A 16310-nucleotide genomic window follows, 5' to 3' on the forward strand; every position below is an offset into this window, starting at 1 on the left:
CGGACCGAATGATCGACTACGGGGTTGCCCCTCCCTCGTTCTCCCAATTCTCCTCTTCCTGCTCTTCCTGCTCGAGCGCGGCCTGATGGACACCCGTGAGGAGTTTGAAGGACACCTGCTCGGCCAGATCCTTCACAAGGTGCAGCCGGTGCGCCTGCGCGTCGGAGTCCCGGAGGGCCTGCTCCCGGGCCATCTTTCGCTCGCCACGCAGCGCTCCGCCGATCGTGGTCAGTCGCTCGCCGAGCATCGTGGCCAGACCGTCTCGCAATTCGACCAGGTTGGTCCCTGAGACTTCGAGGCGCCTATCCACGACGTCGAGCGCGACGTGCGGATAACCGGCCGCGACAAGGAAATCTCGAGTTGACGGATCTGTGATCGCCGCGATTTCGTCGCTGACCGGGCGACGGGTGAACATGATGTCGACGGTGTACCGCTGGGGCGCCTCGTCGGTCATGAGCGTCGGAGGCAGGGATCCGATCTTGACCGCTCCCAGGCCCAGAATTCCAGCTTCGTCCGGTATATTTTCTATTTGCTCTTCCATAAATGAACTCTACGCCGTATATTGCCCGGACTACAGCACACAAAACATTAAATTAGATAGGGATTTTCAGCTGACGTTCGGAAAACGATTGTATGATTCAGTTACAGAGGAATTGCAATCCCATGATCGCTCGGAAAATGTCCGGAGCCTGCCTCTCTGCCGCGCGCCCTTCCCATTTCATCGGATGCCGCACGGTGTGGGACCAATCGACGCCTTTGTGGCCTACGCGTTTACGCGCAAGGTACAGGGCGCTAGATGTGAGGACATCATGGCTACTGAGCCGAATTCTCGAACCCAATCCACCCGACGAGGCAGAACAGCTGCCCCACAAGAATTTACAGAACTTGCCAAAAATATTCGGCAGAGCGGTTTGTTGAAGCGGAGATATGGATACTACTGGACCAAAATAATTGGTCTTTTCCTCGCGTTTTCCGCAACGGTTCTGGCACTCATTCTCATCGGAGACACCTGGTGGCAAATGATCACGGCCGGCGTTTTGGCCTGCGTGCTGACACAGATTGCGTTTCTAGGGCATGATGCCGCGCACCGCCAAATCTTTGCTTCCGGCCGGTGGAACGACTGGGTCAGCATCGTCCTCGTGGATTTCCTCGTGGGTATGAGCTACGGGTGGTGGCAACACAAGCACACCAGGCACCATGCCAATCCCAACAAATCCGGCTCGGACCCGGATATTGAGCTGCCCATTTTCGCGGTCACCGCAGAACAGGCTGAGAGTCGTCAGTCTTCGCGCCTCATGACATGGGTGCGCGGGCGTCAGGGCCTCGTGTTCTTTCCCCTGCTGTTCCTGGAAGGCATCTCCCTCCATGTGTCCAGTGTCCAACGATTGGCCGCGCCAGGGAAGCTCAAGCGCCGGTGGGCCGAGATCGCTCTGATCACCGTCCGCCTCACCAGTTACGTGCTCCTCGTCTTCTGGGTCCTCTCCCCTGGAGTTGCCGGTGCGTTCCTGGGCGTTCAGCTGGGAATTTTCGGGTTCTACATGGGTATGGCTTTTGCCCCGAACCACATGGGAATGCCGATTGTACCCAAGAACATGCGTATCGATTTTCTGAGAAGACAGGTTCTGATGAGCAGAAACATCAAGGGGTCACGATTCCTGGACACCGCGATGGGCGGACTCAACTACCAGATCGAACACCATCTTTTCCCCTCGATGCCCCGGCCCCACCTCCGGAAAGCCGCACCGATGATCGCCGCGTACTGCGAGGAACACAGGATCACGTACACGCGGACCAGCCTGCTCCAGGCCTACGTTCGAGTCGCCGACTACATCAACCGCGTGGGTCTCGGCAAGAAGGACGTCTTCACATGCCCCCTCGTCCAGGATCGCCAGTCTCCAGGAGTTCCCGTTCCGGTCGGACACTCGTAGACGAGATGTCACGCCCCGAGACCGTCGCGGTTTCCCTCTCGCGGCCGCCGAAAGTCTGACCTTCGATCCAGCCGGCTATGCGGCGGGCATTTCTGCCTCGCAGAACCGCCGCATGATCGCCCTCGACCACATGTGTTTCCAGACAATCGCACAGCGGCTCCCACGCGGTCGGGTCGGCCCCGACCTCGAGGGTTTGACGTGCCGAGCAAGCAACCACGCGACCGTCGAATCTACGCGGTGAGGCTCCCCGCGTGTATCCCATGGCTTTCCAGACGGACGCGATGCAGGTGCGCAGCGCTGAGTCGTCCAGGTTCGCCATTGCAGAACCGTGCTCCCGCAAGGCTGCGATGGTCTGTTCCAGATCGGAGGGAACAGTCTCAGGTTCGATCCCGCCCATTCGCATCAGGGCGATCCACAGGTCCGATTCCGTGGGCTCCGGTCGGGTGAGCCAGTACGCCGGCGGATACGCATCGAGGAGCACCACTTTCCGGATGGGAAGACCGCAGTCCGCAGCGCGAGCCGCTACGTCGACCGCGGCAATGCCTCCGACCGACCACCCCGCGAGAATACAACCGTCCGGGGCCACTTTTCTGAGCGATGTCACGTATTCCGCCGACAACGCTTCAAGATCCTCCGGCCACGGGATCTCGGGCGTCGCAAATTGCGGTGCCTGCAGTGCCCAAACTGAACGAGCAGGGTCGAGGTGCTGCAGAAAGGACGCATAGCACCAGCCCAGCCCGCCGGCCGGAGGCAAGAAGACCAGAGGCGCCGATGACGGGTCCTGGCCTCGGCGAAGTTGCAGCACGGGGGCGAGTTCTCCGAAGCCTTGTTCCTCGAGTGCCTCGGCCAACGACCGTGGGGTCGGATGAGCAAAGATTTTGGCCAGGGAACAAGGCTGCCCGAAATACTCTTCGACGCGGATGCCCAATTCGAGGGCACTCAGCGAGGCCCCGCCCGCCGTGAAGAAGTCCGTTTCCGGGCCGACCGCGGGAACATCCAGCACGTCACCGAACAACGTGCACATGACCTGCTCCCGAAGATTCTGAGGGACCCCGCCTTGGTCCGGAACGACCAGTTCTCGCGTGGCCAGGTCCCTGCGATCGGCTTTTCCGTTTGAGGTGACCGGCATCCGGTCAAGCGCCGACCACAACGTCGGAACCATGTAGTCGGGGAGGTTCTCCTCGCAGTGGGTTCTCGCCGCCGCAAGCGTTTCTTCGGCCCGGGCCGGATCCGTCTCGAGGAATGCCGCGAGAACGTCTTGTCCGCCGACCTCCTTGACGAGTACGGCCGCTGCATGAACGCCTGCGACGTCGGCGAGGACCGCCTCGACCTCGCCGAGTTCCAGGCGCTGCCCGCGGATCTTGATCTGGTGATCGCGTCGGCCGCGGTATTCGAGGACACCGTCCTCGCGCCAAACGGCCACATCGCCCGTCCGATATATTCGAAGGTCTTCGGTACGCGTCGACGCGTCGTCGTGAGAGCAAGGTGGTTCCGGGTGCACAACCTTCAGCTGCCCCAGGGCCGCCTCATCGGCTTCAGGTCGATTCAGGTATCCGGACATGATCTGGACACCGGAAAGACACAATTCTCCCGGAACGCCAGGAGGGCAGAGGTGACCGGTCGGATCGACCACGTGGCACCCGGTGTTCCAGGCGGGTCTTCCGATCGGCACCACGCCGGCATCCGGGTCTTGGGAGGTGTCCCACGCGGTGACGTCGATTGCGGCTTCGGTGGGTCCGTACAGGTTGAGCGGGTAGACCCCGAGAACCTCGTGCGCACCGCGGACCTGTTCCCTCGTCAAGGCTTCGCCGCTGCACACGAGGTATCTCAGCGACGTCGAGGGCCCCGAGAGTATGCGGCGCACGGACGGCGTCGCGAGGAAAGCAGAGAGCATCGTGGGCACGAAATGAAGGCACGTAACCTGTTCTTCGGTCATGAGTCGTGCCAAGTACTCAGGGTCCTTGTGACCTTCCGGGGCCGCGATGACGATCCGTCCACCGTGTTGGAGCGGCCAGTACAGCTCCCACACGTGGACGTCGAATGAGATTGCGGTCTTGTGCGCGACGCGGTCCCCCGGCCCAATCGGAATAAGATGCTGCTGCCAACGAAGCCTGTTGTCCACTGCGCGGTGGGTTATCGGCACACCCTTGGGGCGTCCGGTGGAACCGGAGGTGAACTGGATATAGGCCCGGTCCCCGGGGCGTGTCCAATGGCCGGGGTAAGCGCCGGAGACCGAGGGCGATGCACCGTCTGCGCCGTGGATTTCCGGCTCACGCTCGACAGAGCCGGCAAACTCCCGCAGGCCGATTTGGCGGATCGTCGTCTGAGAGCCCGTGCCGAAATCCAGGCCAGCGATTTCCGCGCCGTTGACGAGGACGGTGCACTGCGCATCCGCGAGCATCGTTTCGACGCGCTGGGCCGGAAGGGAAGGATCAATGGGCAGGTAAACGGCGCCGGCGTACAGCACCCCGTAAAGCAGCTCGAACTGTTCGACGCCGCGCTCGGTCCTCAGGGCAACCGTGTCCTGAGGCCGTACACCGGCTCGCAGCAGTCCCCGGGCCACGGCCTGCGCGGCCTCCTTCAACTCGGCGTAGGTGCGTTCCCTCCCGCCGAAGCGCCCGTCGGCATCGTAGGCGGGCCCCTCACGGACGGCTACGGCCTCCGGTGTCCGATCCGCTTGGATTTCGAATCTCTGGAGCAGAGTGCGGTGCTCGACGGATTCGTCCGCCCCCTGGAACCCGAGGACAGCGTCGATTTCCTCCGGCAGTGCCTGCTCCAGCTCTGCAGTGCTCGTGTTCTCGACGGCCGCCACCGTCCAGGAACCGAGCCAGTTCTTGATCCTTCGGGCATGTCGATCAACCTCATGGCGTCCGTAGAGCTCCGGATTCGCGGTGACCTCCAGACTCAGCGCATGCCCTCGTCCCGGCATTCCGCGCATGCAGACGGTCATATCCGGAACCGGACCGGCGGTAATGTTGTGGACCCGCCCTTGCAGTGCGCCGAACCGTAGGACGGCGTCGAAAGGAACGACGTTAATCTGCGCCCCGAATAGCTTTCCGCCCCTCCGGGCGCAATAGCGTTCCAGATCCTCTTGACGCGCCAGGCCATGGGCTTGGTTGAAAGCCATTTGCTCGCGAACCGCTAGGAGCTGCTCCCGAGGCCGGGAGACCGCCGATACGGTCACAGGAAGCATGTTGACCGCGGTACAGCATGTTCTGGCCGCAACACGGGGCCCGCCGGGCAGAACCCTGTTCATCTGGGGCACCCCGAAGCGGGCTTCTTCGACGCCGAGAACACGGGCCAGATACGAGCCCACCGCGGCGACGACGCCTGCCGGCCACTGAGTTCCCGCGCCGCGCGCGGCCGAAACCAACCGGTCCTGGATCTCGGGTTCGATCGGAAGTGTTACCCGATGTGGCCGTGGTCTCGGTGGAGCCTGCCGTTGGGCAAGCGAAAAATCTTCCTCAAGGCCTTCGCGTTCGAGCCTGTCAGTCCACGCCTCGTAGTCCTCCGCACGCCGGTCGGCGTCGCCGGCGTCTTGGGCCCGGAGCTCCGCAAGCCCTGGCCGTGATGCCGGCTCAGGATGGTCTCCGGCGGTGATCCGACCGTAAACCTGCCCGGCGCGGCGGAGTGCGTCGAAGGCCGCAAAGCCGTCCGCGACCAGGTGATGGACGCAGTGATAGAACCACGTGCGTCCACCGCACTCGATGATCGCGGAATCGACCGTCTGGCCGGCGGCGAGGTCAAGCGGTTCCCCTGCTGTTCCGGAACACCATTCCAGGACAGCTTCTTCGGCTCTATCAGCGGGGGCATCCAACCTCACGACTCGAGCAATATTGACGATTCGGGCAAATTCCTCGAGATCCACCGGCTGCGCCCCGAGCTCGTTTCCCCGTTGAACGAGCCTGATCCGCAGGCCTTCATTTTCTGCGTAGACCGTCCGGATCGCGGCCCGTAACGCGTCATTGTCCACCGAAGTCGGAAATTCGATACACTCCGCCGTGTTGTAGCAGGGATTGGCTGGGTCGAGCGTGGCCGCGAAACCGATCCCGAGGGCCGCGTCCGTGAGGGGAAACCATTCGGGGTTCACTTCCTCTAACCCCTCTCTGACGCTTCGCGAATAAACTTCACGCTCGGATCGGCGATCAATTCGGTAAATTCCAAGGTCACACCGTGGTCCTGGAGGTCGTCCAACAGGGCGAAGGCCGAAATGGAATCCATTCCGAGGTCGAAGAGATTCGATTCGGGTTCATCAAATGCTTTGTCCAAGGAACCTGACTCGCTCAGGTGAGGGGCCAGGACGCTCTTGAGGGTCGAGTCATCGACCATGGTTTTTCTCCTTATGTTGACGGACAATTACGGTTTGGTCGCGGCCATGTCTTCGGCCAAGGCCGTGCGCAGATGGCGACGAGAGATCTTGCCGACATTGGTCATCGGAAGGCTCGAGCGGATTTCCACGCGTTCGGGAATCTTGAATTCCGCTACGCCCCGGTCGCGGAAATACGTTCGGAAATAGGATCTGGGGTCCGAACCGAAGTTAGCGTCCGGTTGCGGCAGCACCACGAGTCCGACCCGCTCCCCCACGTCTTGGTCCGCGATACCGACGACGACGGCGTCGGCCACTCCGGCGGCAGTCAGGGCGATATCCTCGATCTCGTCGACAGCGATCTTCTCTCCGGCCCTGTTGATCTGGTCCTTGGCTCTTCCAGTTACTTCAAGATGCCCGTCCGGATGGCGCCGAACGATGTCGCCGGTGCGGTAGTAGCCTTCCTCCGTGAAGCTGAAGAGATTCGCATTCTCTTCCAGGTAATATCCGCGGATCGTGTACGGGCCTCGGGTCAGCAAATGTCCCGCTTCTCCCGATGCGACGGGTTGGTCGTCCTCGTCGAGTATGACGATCTCGTCATCCCGGCTGATAGGACGCCCCTGGGTTGTGAAAACAACCTGGTCCGGGTCGGAATCACGAGTGTAATTGACCAGACCTTCCGCCATTCCGAAGACCTGTTGGAGCCTCGCGCCCAGAACCGGGAAGACCTTTTCGGCGACGCTCGGAGCCAGTTTGGCGCCGCCGACCTGAATCAATTCGAGACTGCCGAGATCGGGGATCCTGCGTTGGGCCGAGGCAATCCAGGCCTGCAGGAGCGGAGGGACGAGCGAAGCCATCGTCACGCGCTCGCGTTCGATCAAGCCGAATGAGGTTTGCGGGCTGGGATCCGCCGCGAAGACGAGACTTCCGCCCGCATGCAGTACACCGAGGATGCCCGGGGAACTCATGGTGAAATTGTGCGCAGCGGGAAGTGCCACGAGCATCACGGTTTCTTGGTCGACTCCGCAGATCCTGTCCGATTCCCGGACCGAGTACAGGTAGTCGGCATGGGTTCTCGGGATGAGCTTGGAGATGCCGGTCGTGCCGCCCGAAAGCTGCAGGAACGCGACATTTTCGCTCAGACGTTCCGCGCCCCGGTTCCGAACCGGCGCAGGCAAATCGGCCAGCGGTTCAGGACTCTGCCTGACCACGACGACGCCGGCGTCGACCTCGCCCGAGTACCCACCGACCTCGACGAGAACGGGTGGCACGAGCCCTTCCGCGCGCAGGTCTCCCGCGTACCGGCGGTACAAGTCGAGGTAGTCGAAGTCTTCGGCCCCTTGACACACCACGTGCGCGGCGGCGTCGGTCTTCCGGGCGAACTGGTACATATCCATCGCGCGATGTTTGGGCAGAGTGAAGACGGGTACGACTCCCAGGAGAAAACAACCGCACATATAGGCCATGTACTCGGCCGTGTTCGGTAGTTGCAGCAGGACGCGGTCCCCCGGGACCGCTCCGGCATCCGCCAGCACCCGGGCGGCACGTCGGGCTTCCTCCTCCAGCTGGGCATAGGTCCAGGTCACGGTGGCGAGACTGCTCGCGTCGGAGGTTCGGGCGCTGTGGGCGACCACTGCGGTCCGTTCCGAGAATTCACGGCAGCGGGCCAGGATGAATTCCTGGAGATTTTCATCGATCCAGTAACCCGCATCGCGGTACTTTTGGGCGAATTCTTCCGGAATGCCGGGGAATTCGGCCAGTGGGCTTCGACCGTGGCCCATTAGGGACGTCATCTACGTGCTTCTTTCATGTTGAAGGGACTGGATTCGGCGAATCGCCCGTCCGCTCGCCGTGCGGAATCAATCGTGTGCCGGGACGAGAACCGGAGCGCCTGTCTGCGGGTGGTCCATCAGGTAAACCTTCTGGCCGTAGACCTCTTCGACGCGTTCGGGAGTCAGCACATCGGGAGGCGAACCGTCTGCGACAAGTCGGCTGCGGGAGAACATGAGAACCCGGTCCGCATACCTAGCGGCTTGGTTCAGGTCGTGCAGAACCACGACCAGGGCGGTGCCTTGGTCCGCAAGGCTCCTGGCGGACCGGAGAAGAGACTCCTGATTTTGGAGGTCCATCGCGGCGGTCGGTTCGTCCAAGAGCATGATCGGGGTGGTTTGGGTGACGGTTCGGGCATACGCTACTCGCGCGGATTCGCCCCCAGAAAGAGTCGTGACGTCGCGACGGCGCAGACGCACCAGATCCGAGCCGTCCAACGCGTCCTCGACAATCTGGCGGTCACGCTGATCGTCGACGTCGTGTGGCAGACGCCCCATTGTCACCGCTTCTTCCACGCTGAACCCGAAGTGCGTGGTCTGCTGCTGAAGCATCACGGAACGCCGGCGGGCAAGCTCCAATGCGTGCCATTGCCTGGGGGTGCGGCCGCCGAGAAGGATCTTTCCGCGGCTGGGTTCGAAGTCTCCTGCGAGCAGACCCAACATCGTGGATTTGCCGGCACCGTTGGGTCCCACGAGCGCCGTGAGCGTCCCGGAACGGAGACTGAAGGTGACGTCGTCAATCAGGGTTTTGCCGCCGATCGTGTAACCGGCGCTGGTCACGTCGATGACCCCGAATTCGGTATTGCCTCCCGTGGTCGAGGAGTCCGCGGGGTGCTTCGAAGCTGCTTCGGGCGCTCGGTTGGTTTGCCTCCGTGACGAGCGGTCCTTGCGGATCATGAGATCCTCCTTTTCTCCCGCAGGATCAGGAACAGGAAGAAGGGCGCACCCACCGCGGCCGTGAACAAACCAATGGGTATTTCGGTCGGCGGGTTCAGGGTGCGCGAGGCGGCATCGGCGGCCACGACCAATACGGCTCCGGCGATAGCCGAGGCCGGCAGCAGGGCTTTGTGTCCCGGGCCGACAATGAAACGCATGATGTGAGGGACGACGAGCCCGACGAAACCGATGGACCCGGCGAACGCGACGGCGGCCGCGGTCAACAGTGCCGTGGTCACGATCACCACGAATCGACTGACCTTGACGTTGAGGCCCAAGTGCTGAGCTTGCCGCTCGCCAAGGGTCAGTACATCGAGAGTCTTGGACAAGCGAAGGACCAGGAGCATGCCGACAAGAAAAATCGGCGCAACACCGGCCAGCTGTGCCCAATTGGCCCGTCCCAACGAACCCATTTGCCAGAAGACCAGGGTCTGAAGCTGCGAATCATCGGCAATATAGGTGAAGAATCCGACCAGGGCCTGACAGGCTGAACCAACCGCGATTCCGACGAGGAGCATCCTCGCCGTACCCGTGGTCCGGCCTGGTCTGGCCAAGAGGTAGATCAGCGCCGTAACGGCCAGGCCGGCGGCGAATGCGCCCAGGGGAACGACCCACTGGGTTGCGAACCCACCGGCCAGAACGATCGCGCCGACCGCGCCGACGGACGCCCCGCTGGTGACCCCGACGATGCCGGGGTCGGCCAGCGGATTGTTGAAGAGGCTCTGAAGGCATGCACCCGATATGGCCAGCGCGGCACCAACCATCACCCCGAGGAGAATGCGGGGAACCCGCAACTGCCACACCACAGAAACATCACGCTGGTTCAGCGACTCGTCGCCACCGAGAAGGGGTGCCGAGAGGATGTGCCACACATCGACGAGCATGACCCGCACAGGTCCGATCGAGACTGAGAGGACCATGAGGGCGAGCAGGAGCACAACCCCAAGGGTCAACGTCGCGGAGAGAGGAAGGCGACGGATCTCCTCGCCGTGCGAATTTCTGCGTGTTGTCGGCATTCAGTCTCAGAACTCCGAAATTGCCTTGGCGAGCGCTTCCGCCCCGGCGCCCAGTTCAGGGCTCGAGTAGCGAACCTGGGCGTCCGGCATGACCACGATTCGCCCTTCCTTACCGGCTTTGGTCTCCTTGAGGGTCGGGAATGCTTCCCACAATCCGTCTTCTCCTCCCCAAGCCTCGTAGTCCGATTCGGCCAGTACGATCACGTCCGGATCGGAAGCCAGGATCCCCTCGTTGCTGAATTCACGGGACAGGCCGCGCAGCCCGCTCTCGGCCCCCACGGATTTCATGCCGAGGCTTTCGATCATCTCGGTTCCGGGTGTTCCTGTACCCGCAACCGAGTTCTGGCCACCGGCCCCGTTGGAGGTGACCTGAATCACTTTGTGGTCCTGGAGGTTGGAGTCCTTGACCTTCTTCTTGGCCTTGTCCATATCCGCGTTCAAGGAGTCCACGAGCTTCACGCCGGCATCGTGAGCGCCCACGTAGTCGGCCACTGCCTGAAGTTTGTCCGCCTGGGTGGTTTGGTCGTCCACCACGACGGCGTCGGTCCCGGCGTCACGGAACTGCTGTGCAACGTCACCGTGCCGTTTGGTGTTGTCCCCAATGAACAAGGTTCCGTCCAGGGCCAGAAGTCCTTCGGTTCCGGTCTGCTTGCTGAACTCGAAGTGCTCCGGGGCATCCTTTCCGGCGGGCGAGGTGCTGTTGTTGGGGGCGGCGTAGATTTTGTCCTGGAGCCCGAGGGCCGCCAAAGTCGACGAAATGCCGTCTCCTGCCGAGATGATCTTGGACGCGTCCTTGACCGTGACCTCGGTCCCGGTTCCGTCCTTGACCGTGGTGGGCAGGTGGGGATCGGCCTTGATGTCCTCGAAGTCGGTTGTGCCGACCGCGTACTTCCAGCCGGAGGGCAGCTTGAGGTCCTGTCCACTGCCGGACGATGAGGACTCCGAGCTAGAGCTGGCCTGGTCCCCTTCGGAGGCGGTAGTGGCCGCGTCGCCGCAACCGGCCAGAACCAGTGCCCCGATGCTCAGTGCGGCGACCGCGCCCGCCGCGCGCAGGCCTGCCCTGGCGTGGCGGGAGCGTCTTGTGTCGTTGCTTCCGTCCGAGGGACGGTACGCCCGTTCGCTCTCCTCGACAGCTACGGTCGTCGATTCGATTCGGTTCTCATGATGCGGTGACATGTTTCCTCTTCTCTTCGGGCCGACGAGGCCCTTCCTTGGGGTTTCTTCAGCCTCGCTCGGAAGCTGCGGCTGCGGGGGCGGCGGAAGCGTTGAGCTGGCAGTACCTGCCACCCAGTCGGATCAGCTCGTCATGGGTTCCGAATTCGACGATCCGACCGTTCTCCATGACGGCGACGCGGTCGCACCGAGCGGCCGTTGCGAGCCTGTGTGCGACGATCACGGAGGTCGCGTCCGTGGTTTCTAGCGCATCCATGACGGCCGATTGAGATGCGGCGTCGAGGTGCGCCGTGGCCTCGTCCAGGAGCAGCAGATCCGTTCCGGCGAGCTCGGCCCGGGCGAGCGCAATGAGCTGGCGATGACCCTGGGCGAGATTCGCCCCGCCGTCGTCGACGCGGTACCGAAAACCTCCGGGCAGCCGAGCAATCGCGAGGATCGCCCCGCTGCGCCGTGCGGCCTCTTCGACCTCGGCATCCGTCGCGCCGGGCCGTGCATACCGGATGTTCTCGGCGATCGTGGTGTCGAAAAGGTGCGGCGCCTGGTCGACCACACCGACTCGCCGCCGATAGGTCTGCCGATTTAGGCCACCGCGTTCTCTGCCACCGACCCGCACTCGACCGTGGTCGGCTTGGTAGAGCCACGCCATGACCTTGACCAAAGTCGTTTTCCCGGCACCGGTGCTCCCCACCACGGCGAGGCTCGATCCTCTCTCGAGTTCAAGGTCGATGTCCTTCAGGGCCGGCTGGGAGGCACCATCGTGGGTGTAGCCGACCCCGCTCAAACGGATGTCACCCGAGAGTCGACCTGAATCCTGCGAATGCGGCTCGCCGGGATCCACGAGGTCGTTTTCCTCTTGCGGGGTGGACAACAGTTCGTCGGTCCGCTTCTGGCCGATTCGCGCCTGCTGGTACGAATCGAAAATATTGGCCAGCTGCTGGATCGGCGCATAGAACTGTCCCAGGAACAACAAGAACGCGGCCATGATGCCGGGCGTCAGGCTGCCATCGGAGACGAAGTGCGCGCCGGCGACGAGGACCAATGCGTTGGATACCTGGGCGCAGAACACCACGAACGGGAAGTAGAGGGCAATGTAGCGTTGTGCCTTCTCGCGGGATTTCCGGTACGTGTCGGAGACCTTCTGGAAGAATCCGGCCGCCACGGACTGTTTTCCGTGCGATTGGACCACACGCAGACCGGAGATGTTCTCCTGCAGAGAGCTGTTGACCTTCCCGATGTCCTCTCTCGCCTGGTCGTAGGCCTTGGTGGACAGCTTGCGGAAAATCAGGGTCGCTATGAGAACCAGCGGCATCGGGGACAAAGCAATGACGGCGAGCAACGGGTTGAAGATCAGCATGGCGACTCCGATCCCGAACATCGAGATCAGGGACATCGTCCCGTTGACCAAGCCCGTCTGCAGGAAACGTGAGAGCGAATCGACGTCGACGGTCAGCCGGGTCATAACCTGTCCGCCCTGCTCCTTCTCGAAGTACGGAAGTGAGAATCCGAGCACGTGACGGAAGCTGCGCACACGGACACCGTATTGAACGGCTTCCGAGCCTTTCGAGCTGAACAGCGATTGACCGATGTAGAAGAACCAGTCCCCGGCGATCAGGACCCACGCGAGTACCGCGTAGAGGAGCAACGTCGAGTGGTCCCCTGGCGCGATCCCGAGATCGATGCCTCGTTGGATCATGAGGGGTACCAGCACGTTGACCAACGCGCTCAGGGCAATCAGGATTAGGGCCGCGCCGAAGAGGCCTTTGACGGGCTTCAACATCTGTTCGACGCGCGTGACCTTCGGATCGGCGGCCATATTCACCGCCGATTCGGGAAGGGTCGTGAGCCACGAGCCGCGTTTCGCCGAGTTGTCTTCCGGCTCATCGGTTGCCAAATCATCCTGGGTACCGTCCACGTCCTCGGCCTCGGGCCAAAGATTCGCATCACCGGAAACTCGGTCGATGGCCTCGTGTCCACCGGCCATGAGCTCGACGAATTGCGGACAGCCCTGAAGCAGCTGTTCGCGCGTACCGACGCCCACGGTCCGGCCACGATCCAGGACGACGATCCTGTCCGCGAGGTCGAGGGTACTGCGGCGTCGGGCGATCAAGAGTGTGCAGCGGCGGGCTGAGGGATCTGCCTGACCGTCGGCGTTCGCGTAGTGCCGCAGGGTTTCGTTGATACCGCTCTCCGTGGTCGCGTCCACAGAGCTTGTGGCGTCGTCGACGATGAGCACCTTGGGCTGGGTCAGCAGGGCTCGGGCCAGGGCAATTCGTTGCCGCTGTCCGCCCGAGAGGTTCTTTCCGCCTTCGGCCAATTCGGTCTCGTACCCGCGGTCCAGACCCGCGATGAATTCGTCGGCTCCAGCCGCTCGGGCCGCGGTCCGGATGTCCTCGTCCGAACACTCATGAGTTCCGTATGCGATGTTGTCTCGCACCGTGGCGCGGAAAAGGAACGGATCTTCAAAAACCACCCCGACGTTCCGCCGAAGTTCCTTGAGCTTCAATTCCCGGACGTCGCGGGGGCGCTCGTCCTCGGGACCGGCCGAGGCGTCCGCCGGATCGCCGATGAGCACGGAGCCACCGCTGACGTCGTAGAAGCGCGGCGCCAAAAGCGCGAGGGTTGATTTTCCGGATCCGGAGGCCCCGACGACCGCGACGGTCTCCCCGGGCCCGACGGTCAGGTTCACGTCGCGAAGAACGGGTTCGTCCGAGGTGTATCCGAAGGAAACGTTGCGCATTTCCAATCCGGCGCTCCGGGGCGGGGTTGCCTCGCCGTCCCTCATCTCGGGCTTGGCATCCGTCAGCTCAAAGATTCTTTCCGCACACGTGCGGGTCCGCTGCGCGATCACCAGAAACGAGGCCATGACGCGGGTCGGACCGGTCAGCATGCTCAAGTACGTGGAGAACGCAACAAAGGTCCCGAGGTCAAGGCGTCCCGTGGTGACCTGCCAGCCGCCGACAAGGAGCAGTGCAGCCTGCCCTGCGGGCGGAAGGGCAAGCATCGTCGCGCTGGGTGCGGCCTGGGCCCGCATGGTCTGCATTCGGCGGGAGAAAAGGCAACGGCCTGCCTTCTCGACCCACGTCACATGGCGGGCCTCCTGGACGAATGACTTGACGACCGAGATCCCGGACAGGGCCGAGCGAATGTTCTCGGTGATCTGCCCGACGTCGTGCTGCGCCCTGGCCGACGTCTCGAATACCCGCTTTCGTGTACGCCATGCAGTCAGACCGAGCAAAAATACGACGGACACGGCGATGAGGGTCAGACTCGGTGACAGCCAGAGCATGACCCCGATCCCGAAGACGTAGTACGAGATGACAGAGACGGGGACCGGGCACATCTGCAGCATGGACTGGACCTGTTGCAGATCGTTGTTGGTGCGCGAGACGACTTGTCCGGTCCGCAACGAATCCTGAGCAGGACCGTCGAGCCCCTGAATCGAGTCGAAGACCCGGCTCCTGAGACGGTGCTGCACGCGCAGGGAGAGCTTGCCTGCCGCGAAGCGACGCAAGTAGTCACCCAGGAAGTCGAATGCGGCAATCGCCACGAGTCCGGCCCCGAGCCACCACAGTTTGGAGACCTCCCCGTCCATGGCCCCGTTAATGCCTTCTCTCGTCAGCAGAGGACCGGCAACGACGGCCGCGATCGTTGCGACGGAAACGATAAGAATCAGGACAACAAGGCGAGGAAATTCGCAGCAGACACGAATCAGTCGACGGAGACCACCGTCTTTTCGGAGAGCCTCGGCTCCGGTGTGAACGGTCGAAGAGATGATCTACACCCCCGCCAAGACGTCGGCCAACCGGTCGGCGATCTCGGCCGGTCCCGGCATGGCCTGGATCTCCGAGCGGACCTGATCGGCTTGTTTCTTATACGCAGGCCCGTCGACCACGGCGCGAATCGTGTCCGCGGTGAGGCCTTCCTCGTCAGGCACGATCCCGCAGCCGCGGTCCTGAACGATTTTGGCGTTCATGGGTCGGTCGGCTCCCTCGCCGAAGACGATCTGAGGAACCCCCGCGGCCAAAGCGGTAAAGGTGTTTCCGGCTCCGCCGTGATGGATGAAGACATCGGAGTTGCTGACCAAGCCGCCCATGGGGATCCAGTCGGTCAGGACGACGTTGTCGGGGAGTTCGTCGACGAGTTCTTCGCGCGCGTTGTCCTTGAGTTGAAGGACCACTTGGGCATCGATCTCGTCAGCCCGGTGCATGACCCACTGAATCAGATCGAGTCCATCCACCATGGGCTTGAGAGTTCCAAGGCTCACCAGGACGCGAGGTTTGCTGGGACGAAGCCACCAATCCTGGAAGACAGCTCCGCCGTTGTACGGAACGTATCGCATAGGCAGGGTTCTGTCCTTCGGGTGCGCGAGAACGCTCATGCTGGGGGGTGCGACGTCGAGCCAGGCCACGTCCTCACGCGGTTCGCCGACGCCGTGCTCCTTGAATTTCTCCCTCAATGAGCTGGTGACCGTGTCCACATGCTTCTGCTGGTGTGCAAATCCTACGGTCTGCAGAACAGTCGGTATTCCGAATCGGGCACCCAGCAGCCGGCCGACCACTCCAAGCGGCGGATAGACGATCAGGTCGGGGCGCCACTGACCCGTGAACTCGACCAATCGGTCCGTCATTTCGTGACTGAAGAATGAGAAGTCTCCCGGCTTCGTCCCCAGATTCTGGCGTTTCCGCTCTGCTTCCCGACGTCGGTATTCGGCGTCCGGGTCGAGGCACGGGGCAGCGTCGAAGGACACGAGACCGGCTTGGACAACACGCTGTGCCATTTCACCGGCGGTTCCCACGACCACCTCGTGCCCTGCCGCCCTGAACCCCTGAGCCAGGGAAATCACGGGGTACAACAGCCCATAAAGGGGCGGACCGATCACGAGGACTCTCATCAATATCCTTAGAATTCCGGGAGCTAAGCTTTACTGCATACGATGTTTGTTGAGCCTAACCATATCCGCGAGTTGTTGTCCATCAAGTCAAACAACATTTCAATCTGAGGCGTGATTCTCGCCGCGCTTCTCGTCACTCGCTTGCGCGCCGAGATTGGATATGAAATAAGTTAGATTTCTATAGCCTATTTGCGGAAGATCCCTAAGAATGCCGCAAACGACTGACAACCT

The 16310-nt window shown here is 62.4% G+C and carries 10 protein-coding genes; 1 reads left to right on the plus strand and 9 read right to left on the minus strand.

Annotated elements, in window-relative coordinates; genetic code table 11:
- Positions 1 to 16: 16 nt before the first annotated feature.
- A complete protein-coding gene (locus tag EWV35_RS11395) occupies positions 17 to 541 on the minus strand; it encodes a hypothetical protein (RefSeq protein WP_129662022.1) in 525 nt (174 codons plus the stop codon).
- A 268-nt stretch (positions 542 to 809) separates the two neighbouring features.
- Between EWV35_RS11395 and EWV35_RS11400 the strand changes: the two genes are divergently transcribed.
- On the plus strand, positions 810 to 1928 hold the full coding sequence (locus EWV35_RS11400) for a fatty acid desaturase family protein (protein WP_129662024.1): 1119 nt from the start codon (positions 810 to 812) through the stop codon (positions 1926 to 1928).
- Here EWV35_RS11400 and EWV35_RS11405 read toward each other — a convergent pair.
- The 8 genes from EWV35_RS11405 to EWV35_RS11440 form a co-directional block, all read right to left on the minus strand.
- Positions 1864 to 6018: a non-ribosomal peptide synthetase gene (locus EWV35_RS11405; RefSeq protein ID WP_129662026.1), complete on the minus strand. Its 4155-nt coding sequence runs from the start codon at positions 6016 to 6018 to the stop codon at positions 1864 to 1866. The two genes, EWV35_RS11400 and EWV35_RS11405, sit on opposite strands and share 65 nt — an antisense overlap.
- A gap of 5 nt (positions 6019 to 6023) precedes the next feature.
- Positions 6024 to 6257: a phosphopantetheine-binding protein gene (locus EWV35_RS11410; RefSeq protein WP_129662028.1), complete on the minus strand. Its 234-nt coding sequence runs from the start codon at positions 6255 to 6257 to the stop codon at positions 6024 to 6026.
- 27 nt (positions 6258 to 6284) lie between these two features.
- Positions 6285 to 8027 carry a (2,3-dihydroxybenzoyl)adenylate synthase gene (locus EWV35_RS11415; protein ID WP_129662030.1) on the minus strand — a complete coding sequence of 581 codons (1743 nt, stop codon included), beginning with the start codon at positions 8025 to 8027 and terminating at the stop codon, positions 6285 to 6287.
- Between the two features lie 66 nt (positions 8028 to 8093).
- The gene (locus EWV35_RS11420; RefSeq protein ID WP_202976093.1) at positions 8094 to 8960 is read right to left on the minus strand and encodes a heme ABC transporter ATP-binding protein; all 867 of its coding nucleotides are present in this window, start codon (positions 8958 to 8960) and stop codon (positions 8094 to 8096) included.
- Positions 8957 to 10015 (minus strand): FecCD family ABC transporter permease, encoded by a 1059-nt coding sequence (locus tag EWV35_RS11425; RefSeq protein WP_129662032.1) that lies wholly within the window; start codon positions 10013 to 10015, stop codon positions 8957 to 8959. The genes EWV35_RS11420 and EWV35_RS11425 overlap by 4 nt, the downstream gene beginning before the upstream one ends.
- A 6-nt stretch (positions 10016 to 10021) precedes the next feature.
- Complete coding sequence (locus tag EWV35_RS11430) at positions 10022 to 11191, minus strand: heme/hemin ABC transporter substrate-binding protein (RefSeq protein WP_129662034.1); 1170 nt, start codon at positions 11189 to 11191, stop codon at positions 10022 to 10024.
- A 46-nt stretch (positions 11192 to 11237) separates the two neighbouring features.
- A complete protein-coding gene (locus EWV35_RS11435; protein WP_342210835.1) occupies positions 11238 to 14963 on the minus strand; it encodes an ABC transporter ATP-binding protein in 3726 nt (1241 codons plus the stop codon).
- A complete protein-coding gene (locus tag EWV35_RS11440; RefSeq protein ID WP_129662038.1) occupies positions 14964 to 16079 on the minus strand; it encodes a nucleotide disphospho-sugar-binding domain-containing protein in 1116 nt (371 codons plus the stop codon).
- Positions 16080 to 16310: the final 231 nt, after the last annotated feature.

The sequence above is a fragment of the Rothia uropygialis genome (assembly GCF_004137765.1).
Taxonomy (GTDB): Bacteria; Actinomycetota; Actinomycetes; order Actinomycetales; family Micrococcaceae; genus Rothia.

Bases quoted from the DNA above. Each gene is read 5' to 3' on its own strand.
- EWV35_RS11395 (WP_129662022.1), bottom strand. From the start codon at position 541: ATGGAAGAGCAAATAGAAAATATACCGGACGAAGCTGGAATTCTGGGC.
- EWV35_RS11430 (WP_129662034.1), bottom strand. From the start codon at position 11,191: ATGTCACCGCATCATGAGAACCGAATCGAATCGACGACCGTAGCTGTC.
- EWV35_RS11415 (WP_129662030.1), bottom strand. From the start codon at position 8,027: ATGACGTCCCTAATGGGCCACGGTCGAAGCCCACTGGCCGAATTCCCC.
- EWV35_RS11420 (WP_202976093.1), bottom strand. From the start codon at position 8,960: ATGATCCGCAAGGACCGCTCGTCACGGAGGCAAACCAACCGAGCGCCC.
- EWV35_RS11425 (WP_129662032.1), bottom strand. From the start codon at position 10,015: ATGCCGACAACACGCAGAAATTCGCACGGCGAGGAGATCCGTCGCCTT.
- EWV35_RS11410 (WP_129662028.1), bottom strand. From the start codon at position 6,257: ATGGTCGATGACTCGACCCTCAAGAGCGTCCTGGCCCCTCACCTGAGC.
- EWV35_RS11440 (WP_129662038.1), bottom strand. From the start codon at position 16,079: ATGAGAGTCCTCGTGATCGGTCCGCCCCTTTATGGGCTGTTGTACCCC.
- EWV35_RS11400 (WP_129662024.1), top strand. From the start codon at position 810: ATGGCTACTGAGCCGAATTCTCGAACCCAATCCACCCGACGAGGCAGA.